Here is a 16,043-nt window from a genome sequence, read left to right on the forward strand (position 1 = left end):
GCGACGTCTCACTAGCGCACCTTAGGTTCTGATCCGGGGAGAGGGAATGCGGTCTTTAGGCTTACTCGTGGCCATCATGGCCGGTGTTACGGTGCTGAGCACCACACCGGCCATGGCCCAACAGCCGCCCGCGCTCACGGTGAGCCCGAACGTCGGCGCACCGGGATCGGGCTTCAAGGTCTCGTGGACGGGGATCTACTTCCCCCGAACGTGTGAGTTCCCCACGGTCCGCGTGCTCTGGGACGGCAAGACAGTAGTGGGCAGCGGCTCCGGCAGCAGCAACGGCACCGGTTCCGGTTCGGCAACGGTTCCGGCGGGCGCCGCCGCGGGTGGCCACCGCGTGACCGTCCAGCCGACCTCGTGCCAGGCCAGTTCGGCGTCGAACACCTACACGGTGCGCATCCCGCCGACCACCACGACCACGCAGCCGCCGACCACGCAGCCGCCCGTCACCAACCCGCCGGTGACGAACCCGCCGGTCACCAACCCGCCCGTGACGCGCCCGCCCGGCGTCACGACGACCACGACTCCCCCGGTGACCACCACGACGACGACCACCACGACCACGGACTCGTCGACGCCCTCCACCTCCACGACCGACGCGTTCACCGGCCCCGGTGACGGCGTCCTCGTGCTGGACAAGGAGAACATCCAGCCCGGCGACGACCTGACCGCGACCGGCACCGGCTGCCCCCAGGGCGCGAAGGTGACGCTGAAGTCGCTGGGCCAGGACGTCGGCCAGACCACGGCCGACGAGAACGGCGGCTTCTCGTCGCCGGTGAAGTTCGCGAGCATCGAGCCCGGCCGCCACAAGGTGCGCGCGGAATGCGGCATCGTGCTCGTGGGCAACGTGGACGTGACGCTGATGAGCTCGTCCGGCGGCTCGACCAGCACGCTCGTGGTGCTGCTGTTCTTCCTGCTGATCGGGGCCGCGATGCTGCGCCGTCAGTTCTCCGGCCTGAGGCGGTAAAGGGCAGGACCCCCGGAAACGCGAAAGGCCCCCTCTCCGCAGTAGAGGGGGCCTTTCGCGTTGATCTGTGAGCCAGGCTTACGGCTCTTCGCGCTGACGGCGCAGCTTGGCGAGAGCCTCTTCGAGGATCGCCTCGCCGTCCGCGTCGGAGCGCCGCTCCTTCACGTACGCAAGGTGCGTCTTGTACGGCTCGTTGCGCGGAGGCGCGGGTGGCGTCTGCTCGTCACGACCTGCCGGCAGGCCGCAGCGCGGGCAGTCCCAGTTCTCCGGCACGTCCGCCTCGACGGCGAAAGAAGGCCGGGACTCGTGACCGTTCGCGCACCAGTACGACACCCGACGACGAGGCGCGGACTCGCCGCGCTCCGATTCGCCCATCGGGCCTGCGCCGACGCGGGTACCGCGAATCGCGTTACCACCAGACATCGACCGTTACACCCCCACCAAGTGGTTACCCCAAGCCCCGGAGGGCTTCTGCCGCTGAACGGTTGATCAGGCTGACGGAGGCAGCTTGATCAGCAGTCCGATGCCCACGATCGCGATGACCCAGACCGCGCCGACGAACAGCGTCAGGCGGTCGAGGTTCTTCTCGACGACGGAGGAACCGGACAGACTCGACTGCATACCGCCGCCGAACAGCGAAGAAAGGCCGCCACCACGGCCGCGGTGCAACAACACCAGCAGCACCAGCAGCACGCTGGAGACGATCAACAGGATCTGCAGGAACAGGATCATTTCTTCCTCGCTGTCAGGCAGCCGACGCCATAGAGTACCTGTTCGACTGCCGAACGTGTGCATCCGGTGGGATTAGGGATTAAGCCAGATCAACTTAGGGTAGAGGCCCGCCGGCAGCCAATGCGCACAGCTTGGTGAATTCGTCCGCCTGAAGGCTGGCACCGCCGACAAGAGCGCCGTCGATGTCCTTCTGACCGATGAGCTCGCCGATGTTCGAGGACTTCACCGAACCGCCGTAGAGCACGCGGACGACGGCCGCGGTCTCCTCGCCGTACTTCTCCGCCACGAACGAGCGGACCGCCGAGCAGACCTCCTGCGCGTCCGCGGACGACGCGGTCTTGCCGGTGCCGATCGCCCACACGGGCTCGTACGCGAACACGATCTTGGCGACCTGCTCGGCCGTGAAGCCCTTCAGGCCGTCCTCCAGCTGCTGGCGCACCAGCTCGAGGTGACCCTTGGCCTCGCGGACGTCGAGCTTCTCGCCGAAGCAGAAGATCGGGGTGACCTCGACCGCCAGCGCCGCCTTGACCTTGGCGTTGACGATCGCGTCCGTCTCGCCGTGGTACTCGCGGCGCTCGGAGTGACCGACGACCACGTAGTGGCAGCCGAGCTTCGCGATCATCTTGCCGGAGACCTCGCCGGTGTAGGCGCCGGACTCGTGCTGCGAGATGTCCTGCGCGCCGTACTTGATCAGCAGCTTGTCGCCGTCGACCAGCGTCTGGATGCTGCGGATGTCGACGAACGGGGGAAGAACGGCGACCTCGACCTTGGCGAAGTACTTCTCCGGGAGGGAGAAGGCGATCTTCTGCACGAGGCCGATGGCCTCGAGGTGGTTGAGGTTCATCTTCCAGTTGCCCGCGATGAGCGGGAGCCGGGCTGCCATCAGGACTCCAAAACGCTGATGCCGGGGAGGACCTTGCCCTCGAGGTACTCCAGGGAGGCGCCCCCACCGGTGGAGATGTGCGAGAAGCCGTCTTCGGGCAGGCCGAGCGCACGCACCGCGGCCGCCGAGTCGCCGCCGCCGACGACGGTGAACGCCTCGGACTTCACGAGCGCCTCGGCCACGGCACGGGTGCCGCCGGCGTAGGTCTCGATCTCGAAGACGCCCATCGGGCCGTTCCAGAACACGGTCTTGGCGTCGGCGAGCTTCGACGCGAACAGCTCGCGCGACTTCGGGCCGATGTCCAGGCCCATCTTGTCGGCGGGGATCTCGGAGGTCGCGACGACCTCGTGGTCGGTGTTGCCGAACTCGGCCGTGACCAGCACGTCGACCGGAAGCACGAGCTCGACGCCGCGCTTCTCGGCCTCCGCGAGGAAGCCCTTGACCTGGTCGATCTGGTCTTCCTGCAGCAGCGACGTGCCGACCTCGTGGCCCTGGGCCTTGAGGAACGTGTACGCCATGCCGCCGCCGATGAGCAGCCGGTCGACCTTGGACAGCAGGTTCGCGATGACGCCGAGCTTGTCGGACACCTTCGACCCGCCGAGCGCGACGACGTACGGGCGCTCCAGGTCGTCGGTCAGCTTCTTGAGCACGGCCAGCTCGGCCTCGACGAGACCGCCGACGTACGCGGGGAGCTTCTGCGCCACGTCGTAGACGGAGGCCTGCTTGCGGTGCACGACACCGAAGCCGTCGGACACGAACGCGTCCGCGAACGAGGCGAGCTCGTCGGCCAGTGCCGCGCGCTCCGCGTCGTCCTTCGAGGTCTCACGGGCGTCGAAGCGGACGTTCTCCAGCATCACGACGCCACCGTCGGTCAGCGCGCCGACCACGGAGGTGGCGGACGGGCCGACGAGGTCCGAGGCGAGCGGGACCTCGGTGCCGAGCAGCTCACCGAGGCGGGCGGCGGCGGGCGCGAGGGAGAACTCGGGGGCCGGCTCGCCCTTGGGGCGGCCGAGGTGAGCGGTGACGATCACGCGGGCACCGGCGTCGGCCAGGGCCTTGATCGTCGGCACCGACGCGCGCACGCGGCCGTCGTCGGTGATCTTGTCTCCGTCGAGGGGGACGTTCAGGTCGGCGCGCACGAGCACGCGCCGACCTGCGACACCCTCGGCGAGCAGGTCGCTGAGAGTCTTCACTGACTGTCCGCCCCTGCTCAGATCTTCGACGCGACGAGCTTGACCAGGTCCGCGAGGCGGTTGGAGTAGCCCCACTCGTTGTCGTACCAGCCGACGACCTTGACCTGGTTGCCGATGACCTTGGTCAGCGGCGCGTCGTAGATGCACGAGTGCGGGTCGGTGACGATGTCGGCCGACACGATCGGGTCCGTCGAGTACTTGAGGATGCCGGCCAGGGGGCCCTCGGCGGCGGCCTTGTACGCGGCGTTGACCTCTTCGACGGTGACCTCGCGCTTGAGCGTGACGGTCAGGTCGGTGGCCGAGCCGGTGGGGATCGGCACGCGCAGCGCGTAGCCGTCGAGCTTGCCCTTGAGCTCCGGCAGCACCAGGCCGATGGCCTTGGCGGCGCCCGTCGAGGTCGGGACGATGTTCAGTGCTGCGGCGCGGGCACGGCGGAGGTCGCTGTGCGGCGCGTCCTGCAGGTTCTGGTCCTGCGTGTACGCGTGGATCGTGGTCATGAGGCCCTGCTCGACGCCGAAGCTGTCGTTGAGGACCTTGGCCAGCGGCGCGAGGCAGTTGGTGGTGCAGGACGCGTTCGAGATGATCGTCTGCGAACCGTCGTACTTCTCCTCGTTCGCGCCGATGACGACCGTGAGGTCCTCGTTCTTGGCCGGCGCGGAGACGATGACCTTCTTGGCGCCGCCCTCGTCCACGTGCGCGCGGGCCTTGGTGGCGTCGGTGAAGAAACCGGTGGACTCGACCACGACGTCGACGCCGAGGTCCTTCCAGGGCAGAGCGCCCGGGTTGCGCTCGGCGAGGGCCTTGATGACCTTGCCGTCGACGGAGATGCCTTCGTCGGTGACCTGCACGTCGGCGTCCAGACGACCGAGGATGCTGTCGTACTTCAGCAGGTGGGCCATGGTGGCGACGTCACCGAGGTCGTTGAACGCGACGATCTCGATGTCGTGGCCGCCGGCCCTCACGGCGCGGAAGAAGTTGCGCCCGATCCGACCGAAACCGTTGACACCTACACGAACCGTCACGACTGACTCCTTGCGTTCAGCTTGGTAGGAACAAGCCCACCCTATCTGCCGAACTGCGTCCCTGGTCACAGGGATAGTGAGTATCTCTGGATCGAACCAGAAAAAGGTGTCCTGATTAGGCCGTTCGGCGGCGCAGGGCGCGGAGCATCCAGAGGTAGGCGCTCAGCTCCTCCGCGGCCTCCGCGGCGGAGCGACAGGCCTCGGGACCGGTCTCCTCCGCCCCCTGTCCGACGACGGCCGCGATGCGCGCGAGCCACTCGTCCACGACGGGGCGGTCCTGGGGCGGCACGAGCGGCCCCTCGGCTCTGGTCCTGGCTGTCATGACGACGATCGTGGCCGCGTCCGGAGGCACCCTCAATACCCCGAAACAGCGGGTGTTACGGACCGTTACGCGCCCGGTACGGTCAGGGGTCATGACGGCCACTGCCGCCTGCGTGACGTGTGGAGATCCTCTTCCCGAGGCGGCCGCGGGCCGACGCTACTGCTCCAACGCCTGCCGTCAGCGCGCGTACCGCGAACGCAGCTCCACCCGTGGCGAGACGGACCGTCTCGTCTCCTCTCTCCCGGCTCCCCTGGACAGCTTCGTGGGCCGTCGCGAGGAGCTCGCCGCGCTGACCCGCACCGAGACGGACCGCCTCGTCTCGCTGGTGGGCCCCGCCGGCGCCGGCAAGACCAGGCTCGCGATCCAGCACGTGCACAGACGCGCCGACCAGACGTGGTGGGCGGCGCTGGCGTCGGCGTCGGACGCCGTGCGGGCGATCCACACCGCGGTCGGCGCGCACCCGTTGCCGAACGGCTCGGCACGCGACGCGGTGGTCGCCGAGGTCGAGCAGCACCGGCGGCCGTTGCTCGTGCTGGACAACTGCGAGCACCTGCTGGGCGACGTCGCCGCCGTGGTGTCGGAGCTGCTCGCCCGCTGCCCGAGGCTGCGCGTCCTCGTCACCTCGCGGGAGCCTCTTCGCCTTGCGGGAGAACAGGTCTTCGCGGTCGGCGAGCTGGAGCTGCCGCCCGCGGACGCCGACGTGGCCGAGGCGCTGCGGCACGACTCGGTGGCCCTGTTCCGCGACCGTGCCGTGTCGGTGGACCGCTCGTTCGACGTGGACGCCGCGAACGTCGCCGACGTCGTCGCGGTGTGCCGGTCGCTGGACGGCATGCCGCTGGCCATCGAACTGGCCGCGCGGCGCATCACCGTGCTCTCCCCCGCCGACGTCCTCGCCCGGCTGGGTGACCGTCTCGCGTTGCTGACCGGCGGGCCGCGCGCCGCCGAGGACAGGCACCGCACGCTGCGGACCGCGATCGGCTGGAGCTACGACCTGCTGTCCGAACAGGAGCAGGCGGCGTCGCGGCGGCTCGCGGTGCTGGGCGTGCCGTTCGACCTCGGGGTGGCGAGCGCGGTCTGCGGTGTCCCCGACGCCCTGGAGCTGCTGACCGGGCTCGAGCAGAAGTCGTTGCTCGTCGTCGACCGGATCGGCGGCCACACGACGTTCCGTCAGCTCGAATCGATCCGCCTCTACTGCCACGAGCGCGCCATCGCGTGCGGCGACCTCTCTCTTGTGGCCGACCGTGTCGTCGAGTGGGTGTGCTCGGTCGTGGAGCCGGAGATCTCGTCGTTCTTCCCGTCACCGCCCGTGGTGCTGCGGCTGGACCGCAACGTGGGCCTGCTCGACCTCGCCGTCCGGCGCACAGCGGAGACGGGCGACTGGTCGCGGCACGCGTTGGCGATCGTCGCGACGGCCTGGACGTCGACCCCGCGAGGCCCGCGCGGCGCCCCCACCGAACTGCTGCACCAGGCTCTCTCCCGCCCGATGCCCCAGCCGTACCGCAGCGTTCTCGCGGTGCTGGCGGCGATGCACCACCGGGTCCGCGGCGGCTGGCACGTGACCCGCCGGTTCGCCGAGGAGTCGCTGGCCATCGAACGCGCCGAGGCCCGCCGCCCCGGCACGACGGCCCGCGCGCTGGAGGTGCTCGCCTCCGCCGAGGCCCACACCGGCGACCCCGGCCTGGCCTGGCAGCTGTTCGACGAGGCCGCCGCGCTGCTGTGCGACCCGGACGACAAACTCGCACGCGCCATCCTGCTGAACTCCTACGGCTGGACGTTGCTGCAACACGGCTTCGCAGACCGTGCGGCACCATTGGTCCGTGAGTCGCTGACACTGACGAGGCTGATCGGCCTGCCGCACATGCTGAACCCGGTCCTGCACAGCGCGGGCGCGATCGCGTTGGCGCGCGGCAACCACACCGAGGCCGTCGACCTGTTCCGCGAGAGCCTGGAAGTCAGCGCCGAACACCCGATGGACCAGTTCTACGACCTGGAAGGCCTCGCCCTGGGCCTGGTGGGCGTGGGGTCCGACGACGAACGCGCGCTCTCGTTGCTGGTAGCGGCCTCCGTGGTCCGCACCCGCTACGACTTCCGCGCCGAGCCGTACTGGCAGGCCCTGCTGGACGAGGCGAGGTCCGTCTGCCGCGACCGCATCCCGTCCGCCCGTCTCCGCGCCGCCGAGTCGACGGGCGAGCGCATGTCGCTGGCACAGGCCATCTCCTACGCCCTGACCGCACAACCACTGGCCGAGGACCCCGACGGCCTGGTCTCGGCCCGCGAACTGCACGTGGCGACCCTGGTGGCGCAGGGCCTGACCAACCGGCAGATAGGCCAGCGCCTGGGCATCTCCCCGCACACGGTCGCCCGGCACGTCACCCACGCGCGCTCGAAACTGGGCCTGCGCTCCCGTGCCCAGCTCGCCGTGTGGGCGGGCCGCCAGGGCATCTGACGGCCACGTCAGACCCATCACAATCCGTGCACCGAGGAGGTCGGGCCAACCCGATCGAGTTAGCATCCTCGACTTGAACGCGGACAGGTTCCGCTCACCTTCGCTACGAGGAGTCATCGCGGTGGCGACCATGTCCGCCGAGCGGCCGACCACGACGCCCGACCCCGCAGGCCGCCCCCAGCACGCACAGCGCGGCGACATCCAGGGGCTGCGCGCGCTCGCCGTCGGCATCGTGCTGCTCTACCACCTCAGGCCGTCCTGGCTGCCCGGTGGTTTCGTCGGCGTCGACGTCTTCTTCGTCATCTCCGGCTTCCTGATCATCGGCACGCTCACCAACGAGGTGCGCCGCTCCGGCACCGTGAGCCTGCGCGACTTCTACGCGCGCCGCATCCGCCGCCTGCTGCCCGCCGCGACCGCGACCCTGCTCGCCACCGTCGCCGCGACGGTCCTGCTGCTCCCGGAGTCGCAGTGGCCCAAGATCATGCGCGAGGTCGTCGGCTCCGCGTTGAACGCGCAGAACTGGCTGCTCGCGTTCCTCTCCAACGACTACGGGCACGCCACGGCCGGCGCGTCGCCGGTCCAGCACTACTGGTCGCTGGCGGTCGAGGAGCAGTTCTACCTCGTCATCCCGCTGCTGCTCATCGGAACCGCAGCGCTCGCCCGCAGGTTCAACGGCCGCACGGTGCCCTACGCCGTGGCCGCCGTCGCCCTCGTGACCGTCGCCTCGTTCGTGTTCTCCGTCGTCTACACGCGGATCGACCACGGCGCCGCCTACTTCGTGACGCCCACCCGCATGTGGGAGCTCGGCATCGGCGGTCTGGCCGCGATGGTGCTGCACCGCGTGTCGCTCGGCCGCGCGGCACGGGAACTGCTCGGCTGGCTGGGTTTCGCCGCCGTGGCGTTCAGCGCCGTCTACTACACGACCGACCTGCAGTTCCCCGGCTGGGTCGCGGCGGTGCCGGTGCTCGGCACGGCGGCGATGCTGATCGGTACCGAGACGCTGCTCGGCCGCCTGCTGAGCCTGCGGCCGATCCGCTACGTGGGTGACATCTCCTACAGCCTCTACCTGTGGCACTGGCCGGTCATCGTGGTGATGCTCGAACTGAGCAGCAACGAGCGGCTGTCCAAGAAGGAGATGCTCTTCGCCGCGGTGCTGAGCTTCGCGCTGGCCGCGCTGTCCAAGAAGTTCGTCGAGGACCCGTTCCGCCGCAACAGGTTCGGCCGCCGCCGCGGCACCTACGCGTTCGGCGCCGTGCTCGTGGTCGTCTCCGTGATCGTGGCCTCGGTCCCCTGGTACGCCGCCGAGCGCAAGCTGGACCGGCTGGCGAGCAGCATGACGCTCGACGCCGACCACCCCGGTGCGATGGCGATCGACCCGCGCACCCCGCTGCGGGCCCCGGCCGGCGTGCCGCTGGTCCCGGACCCGGCCGTGGCGAACGAGGACGGTCCCTACGGCGGCAGCGGAAACGGCGAGTGCCACGTCTACCAGCTGACGCTCCCCGCGGAGGCCTGCACCTGGGGCGAGGAGTCGGCGCGCAAGACCGTCGTGCTGCTGGGCGACTCGCACGCGGCGCAGTACAGCACCCCGCTGATCGACTTCGTGCAGGGACCGGGCCGCGGCCAGTGGAAGGTCAAGGCCATGACCCGCAACGGCTGTCCGTTCACCACGGTGCCGCCCTCCGAGGCGGGCTGGCCGTTCACCGTCTGCTCCGACCAGAACATCGCGGTGCTCGACCGGGTGAAGGCGCTCAAGCCCGACCTCGTCGTGCTCTCGGGCATGAGCCGCGAGGCCTACGCCAGTGACCTGAAGTGGACCTGGAACTCCCGCGAGGACATGCTGCGCGGCTACCGGGAGATGCTGGGAGCCCTGTCCGCGGCGAACATCCCGACCGCGGTGATCAAGGACCTCCCCCGGCCGAACGGCCAGGTCCCGCGCTGCCTCGAACGCAACCGCCGCGACGTGGCGGCCTGTGGAACCCCACTCGCCGAGGCGTTCGCCGGGGAGGCCGACCCGCTCGTGGAGGCCGCCGCCGTCCACCCCAGCACCAAGATCGTCGACCTGACGCCGTGGTACTGCCGCGACGACGTCTGCCCGGCCGTCGTGGGCAACGTGGTGGTGTACCGCAACAACCACGTGACGAACCTGTACTCGCGCACGCTCGCCACACCGTTGGTCGGCCAACTCGGGATGATCTGAGCCGGCTCGCCACGCCGTTGCCCGGCCGGCTGGGATGACGCACGAACTCGCCGTTGCCCAGCCGGCTCGGGATGAGGCGCACGAACTAGCCGTTGCTCGGCCGGCTCAGGATGAGCCACACCACTCGCCGTTGCTCGGCCGGCTCGGGATGATCTGATCCGAGCCAGCCGAGCCCGGGTGTTCTAGACCTCGGCTTCGAGCATCTCCGCGGTGACCGCGGACTCGGTGTCCGGCAGCCCCAGGTCCTTGGCCCGCTTGTCCGCCATGGCCAGCAGACGCCTTATACGGCCTGCCACCGCGTCCTTGGTCATCTGCGGATCGGACAGCTGGCCCAGCTCCTCGAGCGACGCCTGGCGGTGCGCGAGACGCAGCGCGCCGGCGGCGGCCAGGTGGTCCGGCGCCTCCGGGCCGAGGATCTCCAACGCGCGTGCCACCCGTGCGGCCGCCGCGACGGCCGCGCGGGCCGAGCGGCGCAGGTTCGCGTCGTCGAAGTTCGCCAGCCTGTTCGCGGTGGCGCGGACCTCACGCCTCATGCGGCGTTCTTCCCACGCCATGACGCTGTCGTGCGCGCCCAGCTTGGTCAGCATGGCGCCGATGGCGTCGCCGTCCCTTATCACCACGCGCTCGGCCCCTCGGACCTCGCGCGACTTGGACGAGATGCCCATCCTGCGCGCCGCGCCGACCAGTGCCAGCGCCGCCTCGGGACCGGGGCAGGTGATCTCGAGCGACGAGCTGCGGCCCGGTTCGGTCAGCGAGCCGTGCGCCAGGAAGGCGCCGCGCCACGCGGCCTCGGCGTCGCACACGCCACCGGACACGACCGGCGCGGGCAGGCCTCGGACCGGGCGGCCGCGCGGGTCGAGCAGACCTGTCTGCCGGGCGAGACCCTCGCCGTCCTTGACCACGCGGACGACGTAGCGGGTGCCCTTGCGCAGGCCGTTCGACTGGATCGTGAAGACCTCGGCGTGGTGGCCGTAGAGCGCCTGGATCTCCTTGAGCAGCCTGCGGGCCGCGGAACCCAGGTCGAGCTCGGCCTCGACGACGACCCGGCCGGACACGATGTGCAGGCCGCCGGCGAACCTGAGCAGGGAGGACACCTCCGCGCGGCGGCAACAGGTCTTGGATACCGCGAGCCTGCTCAGCTCGTCCTTGACCGCCGACGTCATCGCCACGTGCTCGTCCCTCCCACTCCGGTCTCCTCGACCACTTGCCTCAGGCAACCGGCGAGCGCCTCCGGATCATGCCGTTCCGCGGCCTCCGGTGCGGCGATCTTCGCCAGATGCGTACGCGCGCCCAGTGCCGAGGCGGCTCGCGTCAGCCGGTCCGGGGTCGGGACCGAGTCGACGTCGGCGATCACCGCGTCCACCTTCAGCTCGGGTGCGTGTTCGCAGACTACGTCCAAATGCCGCTCCGGAGAGAAACCAGCAGTTTCACCCGGTTGGGGGACGAGATTGAGCACGAGCACCTTCTTGGCACGCGTGCGCACCAGCGCGTCGAGCAGTTCGGGCACCAGCAGATGTGGCAAGACGCTGGTGAACCACGATCCCGGCCCGAGTACCACGACATCGGCGTCAAGTACAGCCTGTACTGCTTCCGGGCAGCCGGCAGGTCGCCCGTTCGGGGCAGTCAGCCGGATGCGCTGCACGAGCCCCGGCGTGGTCGCGATGGCGACCTGACCCCGGATGCGCCGCACGTCCGTCTCGTCCTCGTCGAGCCCGACGACGTCCGCCTCGATGTCGAGCGGGTCGTTCGACATCGGCAGGACCCGGCCCTTGACGCCGAGCAGCCTGCTCGTCAGGTCGAGCACCGCGACGGGATCGCCGAGCTGCTCGAGCAGCCCGGCGATGACCAGGTTGCCTACCGCGTGCCCCGCGAGCGCCCCCGTGCCGCCGAACCGGTGCTTGAACAGCGACGTCCAGCGCTGGCTGGCGTCGTCCTGTCCCGCCAGCGCCGCCATGGCCTTGCGCAGGTCACCCGGCGGCAACAGGTCGGACAGCTCCCGCCGCAACCGCCCCGACGACCCGCCGTCGTCCGCGACGGTCACCACGGCCGTCACGTCGTCGGTGACCCGCCGCAGCGCCGTCAGCGTCGCGTGCAGCCCGTGCCCGCCGCCCAAAGCAACAGCTTTCAACTTCGTCACTCACGTCCCAGATCCCTGTGCACGACCTTCACGGCCATGCCGTCCTCGCTAGCCAGCCGCGCGGCCAGCTCTTCGCTCAGGGCGACACTGCGGTGCTTGCCGCCGGTGCAGCCGATCGCGAGCGTCAGGTAGCGCTTGCCCTCACGCCGGTAACCGGCACCGATGAGCCTCAGGAGCTCGTGGTACCGATCAAGGAACTCGTCCGCGCCCTCCTGGGACAGCACGTAGTTGCGCACCTCACCATCGAGACCCGTCTGCTCGCGCAGCTCCGGGATCCAGAACGGGTTCGGCAGGAACCGCACGTCCATGACGAGGTCGGCGTCCATCGGCAGCCCGTACTTGTAGCCGAAGCTCAGCACCGTGACCCGCGTCCGGCTGGCCGCCTCGGACCCGAACGAGTCCTCGATCTTGGCCCGCAGCTGGTGGATGCTCAGCGCCGACGTGTCGAGCACGAGGTCGGCCTCCTGCTTGAGCGGCGTCAGCAGGATCCGCTCGGCCTCGATGCCGTCCGCGAGCCGTCCGTCGCCCTGCATGGGGTGACCGCGCCGCACCGCCTCGAAGCGCCGGATCAGCACGTCGTCGGTGGCTTCGAGGAACAGCACGCGCGGCTTGTACCCACGCGCGTCCAGGTCCTTGATGATGGAGGCCAGGTCCTCGGTGAACGCACGGCTGCGCACGTCCATGACGACGGCGACCCTGGTGATCGCCCCGCGCGCCTGGGCGCCGAGCTCGACCATGGTGGCGATGAGTTCGGGGGGCAGGTTGTCCACGACGAACCAGCCGAGGTCCTCCAGGCACTTGGCCGCGGTGCTGCGGCCCGCACCGGACAGCCCGGTCACCACGGCGACTTCGATGCCGGACTTCTCCGCGTTCACGACTACGACTCCGTTACCTGTTCATGAGCGCGCTTCTACCGCGCTCTCGTTTGGGCGAGCTCGATGCTGGGCCACGCCACGACCGGGCGCGCCCAGGGTGAGTCTCCACTGGAACGGCCCTCACGCGCGGCAGGTTCGGCGATTGAGACGGGCGCGTCGTGGCCGCGGTCACGATCCTCGTCCTGGGGAGCGGGTGGTCGCTGGGTGAGAGTGACCAGTGCGGCGGATGGGACGGATGCGGCGGGCGGGTGGGGCCGATGCGGTGGGCGCGTGGCGGGGCGGCCGCGGCGGCGGGACGCATGGCAGTGGGGTTCGCGGGCGTGCAGCGAGTGGGCACGAGGGCGGTGAGCACCGCAGCGCGGCTCGCGGGCGAGTGGGGCTGCGGCAGGTGGGAGAAGCGCGGCTGCCGATTTCGCATGCGTGTGGGGGCCGCGGCAGACGGCAAAGCGCGGCGGCGGACTTCGCTTGTCTGTGAAGGCTGCGGCAGGCGGGAAAGCGAGAGGCGGTCGTCGCGGACGAGTGCGGCGGTGGCGTTCGCGGGCGTGTAGTGACGCGGCGAGCAAGCCAAGTGCCTCCCCTCGGGGGCAACGTCAGCCAGCTCTGCACGACCGGCCAGCGGCACAGCCCCGTTCACCGACGTGTGCGCCCCCTGCGGCGGACAAGTCGGCTGCGGCAAGCAAGTCAGCTGCGGCAAGCAAGTCAGCTGCGGCAAGCAAGTCAGCTGCGGCAAGCAAGTCAGCTGCGGCAAGCAAGTCAGCTGCGGCATCGCGCTCACACCGCGACCGGATGGCTCGACTGGTACGCCAGCCGTGCGTCGGCGCCCGACGCGATGCGGTCCAGCTCGTCGTCCAGCGCCATGAACACCTCCCACGGCTCCTGCCCCGCCGCCTCGGCCAGCCGCTCGGTCACGAGCTGCTCCAGGTCCGGCACGCGCTTGGCCTTCCACACCTTGTCCGCGAGGCTGACGAGCAGCTCCTCCAGGCTGATGCCGGCGGCCGTCCACGACGCGTGCGTCCGCGCGAAGCGGGCCAAGCGCTCTTCGACGCCGCGCTCCACCAGCAGCGCGTGGCCCGCCGGCTCGTGGGCCGAGCCCGGGCCGGACAACTCGTTGGGGTGCACCACCTTTCCGATGTCGTGCGTGGCCGCGCCGAAGAGCAACGCCTCGCGGTCGCAGGCGACCGCCGGGTGGTGCCGCTCCAGCCACGCGACCAGGTCGCACGCCACGTCGTGCGCCAGCCGCAGGTGTGCCACCAGCCGCGGGGGCGCGTGCAGGCCGGACAGCACCGACTCGGCGGCGGCGGGGAGCGGGCGCACCGAGATGTCCTGCGGCATCAGGCTTTTCCGCCTGATGCCAGGGTCGCCACCACTGCCTCGGCTGTGCGGCGGCCCACGCCCGGTACGTCGCTGATCTCGTCCACTGTGGCCTGGCGCAGTTTGCGGACCGAGCCGAAGTGCTTGAGCAGGGCGGCTTTGCGGGTCTCGCCGAGGCCCGGGACCTCGTCCAGCTCGGAGGTGGTCATGCGCTTCGAGCGCTTCTGGCGGTGGTAGGCGATGGCGAAGCGGTGCGCCTCGTCGCGGACTCGTTGCAGCAGGTACAGCCCGTCGCTCGACCGCGGCAGGATCACCGGGTCCACCTCGCCCGGCACCCAGACCTCTTCGAGGCGCTTGGCGAGGCCCACCACTGCGACGTCGGTGATGCCCAGCTCGGCCAGGACGTCCGAGGCCGCCGCGGCCTGGGGGCCGGCGCCGTCGACCACCAGGAGGTTGGGCGGGTAGGCGAACTTGCGGGGTTTGCCCGTGTCCGGGTCGATGCCCGGGTTCGGGCCGCCCGAGGCCGTTTCGCGGAGCATGGCCTGGAAGCGGCGGCGGACGACCTCGGCTATCGAGGCCACGTCGCCCTCGGTGGCCGCCTCGCGGAGGGCGAAGCGGCGGTACTCGGACTTGCGGGCCAGACCGTCCTCGAACACCACCAGGGACGCCACCACGTCGGTGCCCTGCACGTGGCTGATGTCGATGCACTCGATGCGCAGCGGCGCGGTGTCGAGAGCCAGCGCGTCCTGGATCTCCTGCAGGGCCGCGGAACGAGCCGTGAGGTCGCCGGCGCGGCGGAGCTTGTGCTGGGCGAAGGCCTCGGAGGCGTTGCGCGCCACCGTTTCCATCAACGCCCGCTTGTCGCCTCGTTGCGGGACGCGCAGCACCACGCGCGAGCCGCGCTGCTCCGACAGCAGGGCTTCCAGCGCCTCCGCGTCGTCCGGCAGCACCGGGACCAGCACCTCGCGCGGGGTGTTCTCCGTGTTGTCGCCGTAGAACTGCATGATGAACTGGTCGACGAGCCCGCCGTCGTCGACGGCCTCGACCTTGTCGAGCACCCAGCCCCGCTGGCCGCGCACGCGGCCGCCGCGCACGTGGAAGACCTGGACCGAGACCTCCAGCTCGTCCTGCGCGAACGCCATCACGTCGGCGTCCGTGCCGTCGCCCAGGACGACGGCCTGCTTCTCCATCGCCCGGCGCAACGCGCCCAGGTCGTCGCGCAGACGGGCCGCTCGCTCGAACTCCAACTCCTCCGACGCCGCGAGCATCTCGCGTTCCAGGCGGCGGACCATGTTGTCCGTCTTGCCCGCCAGGAAGTCGCAGAAGTCGAGCACGATGTCGCGGTGCTCGTCCGCGGACACCTTGCCCACGCACGGCGCCGAGCACTTGTCGATGTACCCGAGCAGGCACGGGCGGCCGATCTGGTTGTGCCGCTTGAAAACGCCGGCCGAGCACGTGCGCGCGGGGAACACGCGCAGCAGCAGGTCCAGCGTCTCGCGGATCGCCCAGGCGTGGGCGAACGGCCCGAAGTACCGCACGCCCTTCTTGCGCGGGCCCCGGTACACGTGCAGGCGCGGGTAGTCCTCGTGCAGCGTGACGGCCAGCACCGGGTACGACTTGTCGTCCCGGTACCGGACGTTGAAGCGCGGGTCGAACTCCTTGATCCAGTTGTACTCGAGCTGCAGCGCCTCGACCTCGGTGGTGACGACCGTCCACTCGACGGAGGCCGCCGTCGTCACCATCTGGCGGGTGCGCGGGTGCAGCCCGGCCAGATCCGCGAAGTACGAGTTCAGCCTGCTGCGCAAGCTCTTCGCCTTGCCGACGTACACGACCCGGCCACCGGCGTCGCGGAACTTGTAGACGCCGGGAGCCTCGGGAATCGTGCCCACGGCGGGGCGGTACGTCGAGGGGTCTGCCACGCCGTCCAGACTATCGACGCGGTCTGACAAAAACAG

The 16,043-nt window shown here is 70.3% G+C and carries 14 protein-coding genes; 3 read left to right on the forward strand and 11 right to left on the reverse strand.

The annotated features are described in order from the left end of the window. Positions 1-112 precede the first annotated feature (112 nt). Positions 113-970 carry a hypothetical protein gene (locus ACWF7A_RS18010; protein ID WP_452251576.1) on the forward strand — a complete coding sequence of 286 codons (858 nt, stop codon included), beginning with the start codon at positions 113-115 and terminating at the stop codon, positions 968-970. 78 nt (positions 971-1,048) lie between these two features. On the opposite strand, the gene ACWF7A_RS18015 is transcribed toward ACWF7A_RS18010, so the two are convergent. From ACWF7A_RS18015 to ACWF7A_RS18040, 6 genes are all read right to left on the reverse strand, one after another. Next, positions 1,049-1,393, reverse strand: a complete 345-nt coding sequence (locus ACWF7A_RS18015) for an RNA polymerase-binding protein RbpA (RefSeq protein WP_319971106.1) — start codon at positions 1,391-1,393, stop codon at positions 1,049-1,051. Between the two features lie 66 nt (positions 1,394-1,459). Further along, the gene (gene secG / locus ACWF7A_RS18020; RefSeq protein ID WP_086667353.1) at positions 1,460-1,702 is read right to left on the reverse strand and encodes a preprotein translocase subunit SecG; all 243 of its coding nucleotides are present in this window, start codon (positions 1,700-1,702) and stop codon (positions 1,460-1,462) included. A gap of 94 nt (positions 1,703-1,796) precedes the next feature. After that, on the reverse strand, positions 1,797-2,585 hold the full coding sequence (gene tpiA, locus ACWF7A_RS18025) for a triose-phosphate isomerase (RefSeq protein ID WP_452251577.1): 789 nt from the start codon (positions 2,583-2,585) through the stop codon (positions 1,797-1,799). Then, on the reverse strand, positions 2,585-3,778 hold the full coding sequence (locus tag ACWF7A_RS18030) for a phosphoglycerate kinase (RefSeq protein WP_452251578.1): 1,194 nt from the start codon (positions 3,776-3,778) through the stop codon (positions 2,585-2,587). The genes tpiA and ACWF7A_RS18030 overlap by 1 nt, the downstream gene beginning before the upstream one ends. A gap of 17 nt (positions 3,779-3,795) precedes the next feature. Continuing rightward, on the reverse strand, positions 3,796-4,800 hold the full coding sequence (gene gap / locus ACWF7A_RS18035; protein WP_452251579.1) for a type I glyceraldehyde-3-phosphate dehydrogenase: 1,005 nt from the start codon (positions 4,798-4,800) through the stop codon (positions 3,796-3,798). 115 nt (positions 4,801-4,915) lie between these two features. Next, entirely contained in the window at positions 4,916-5,122 is a 207-nt protein-coding gene (locus ACWF7A_RS18040; RefSeq protein WP_452251580.1) for a hypothetical protein, read from the reverse strand. 91 nt (positions 5,123-5,213) lie between these two features. On the opposite strand from ACWF7A_RS18040, the gene ACWF7A_RS18045 reads away from it, so the two are divergent. Next, positions 5,214-7,568 (forward strand): ATP-binding protein, encoded by a 2,355-nt coding sequence (locus ACWF7A_RS18045; RefSeq protein ID WP_452251581.1) that lies wholly within the window; start codon positions 5,214-5,216, stop codon positions 7,566-7,568. Between the two features lie 130 nt (positions 7,569-7,698). Further along, a complete protein-coding gene (locus tag ACWF7A_RS18050) occupies positions 7,699-9,765 on the forward strand; it encodes an acyltransferase family protein (protein ID WP_452251865.1) in 2,067 nt (688 codons plus the stop codon). A gap of 182 nt (positions 9,766-9,947) precedes the next feature. Here the strand turns inward: ACWF7A_RS18050 and whiA are convergent, their stop codons facing one another. The 5 genes from whiA to uvrC all read right to left on the reverse strand — a co-directional run bounded on the left by whiA (position 9,948) and on the right by uvrC (position 16,007). Next, a complete protein-coding gene (whiA, locus tag ACWF7A_RS18055; protein ID WP_452251582.1) occupies positions 9,948-10,934 on the reverse strand; it encodes a DNA-binding protein WhiA in 987 nt (328 codons plus the stop codon). Further along, positions 10,925-11,893 (reverse strand): gluconeogenesis factor YvcK family protein, encoded by a 969-nt coding sequence (locus ACWF7A_RS18060; protein ID WP_452251866.1) that lies wholly within the window; start codon positions 11,891-11,893, stop codon positions 10,925-10,927. Before ACWF7A_RS18060 ends, whiA begins: the two co-directional genes overlap by 10 nt. Positions 11,894-11,898: 5 nt before the next feature. Next, positions 11,899-12,756 (reverse strand): RNase adapter RapZ, encoded by an 858-nt coding sequence (rapZ, locus tag ACWF7A_RS18065; RefSeq protein ID WP_452251867.1) that lies wholly within the window; start codon positions 12,754-12,756, stop codon positions 11,899-11,901. A gap of 792 nt (positions 12,757-13,548) precedes the next feature. Beyond that, positions 13,549-14,109 carry an HD domain-containing protein gene (locus tag ACWF7A_RS18070; RefSeq protein WP_452251583.1) on the reverse strand — a complete coding sequence of 187 codons (561 nt, stop codon included), beginning with the start codon at positions 14,107-14,109 and terminating at the stop codon, positions 13,549-13,551. Further along, positions 14,109-16,007: an excinuclease ABC subunit UvrC gene (gene uvrC, locus ACWF7A_RS18075; protein ID WP_452251584.1), complete on the reverse strand. Its 1,899-nt coding sequence runs from the start codon at positions 16,005-16,007 to the stop codon at positions 14,109-14,111. Before uvrC ends, ACWF7A_RS18070 begins: the two co-directional genes overlap by 1 nt. Positions 16,008-16,043 lie beyond the last annotated feature (36 nt).

This window comes from Lentzea sp. NPDC055074 (genome assembly GCF_053608005.1).

Bases quoted from the DNA above. Each gene is read 5' to 3' on its own strand.
- secG (WP_086667353.1), bottom strand. From the start codon at position 1,702: ATGATCCTGTTCCTGCAGATCCTGTTGATCGTCTCCAGCGTGCTGCTG.
- ACWF7A_RS18015 (WP_319971106.1), bottom strand. From the start codon at position 1,393: ATGTCTGGTGGTAACGCGATTCGCGGTACCCGCGTCGGCGCAGGCCCG.
- ACWF7A_RS18050 (WP_452251865.1), top strand. From the start codon at position 7,699: ATGTCCGCCGAGCGGCCGACCACGACGCCCGACCCCGCAGGCCGCCCC.
- ACWF7A_RS18040 (WP_452251580.1), bottom strand. From the start codon at position 5,122: ATGACAGCCAGGACCAGAGCCGAGGGGCCGCTCGTGCCGCCCCAGGAC.
- ACWF7A_RS18045 (WP_452251581.1), top strand. From the start codon at position 5,214: ATGACGGCCACTGCCGCCTGCGTGACGTGTGGAGATCCTCTTCCCGAG.
- tpiA (WP_452251577.1), bottom strand. From the start codon at position 2,585: ATGGCAGCCCGGCTCCCGCTCATCGCGGGCAACTGGAAGATGAACCTC.
- ACWF7A_RS18010 (WP_452251576.1), top strand. From the start codon at position 113: ATGGCCCAACAGCCGCCCGCGCTCACGGTGAGCCCGAACGTCGGCGCA.
- ACWF7A_RS18070 (WP_452251583.1), bottom strand. From the start codon at position 14,109: ATGCCGCAGGACATCTCGGTGCGCCCGCTCCCCGCCGCCGCCGAGTCG.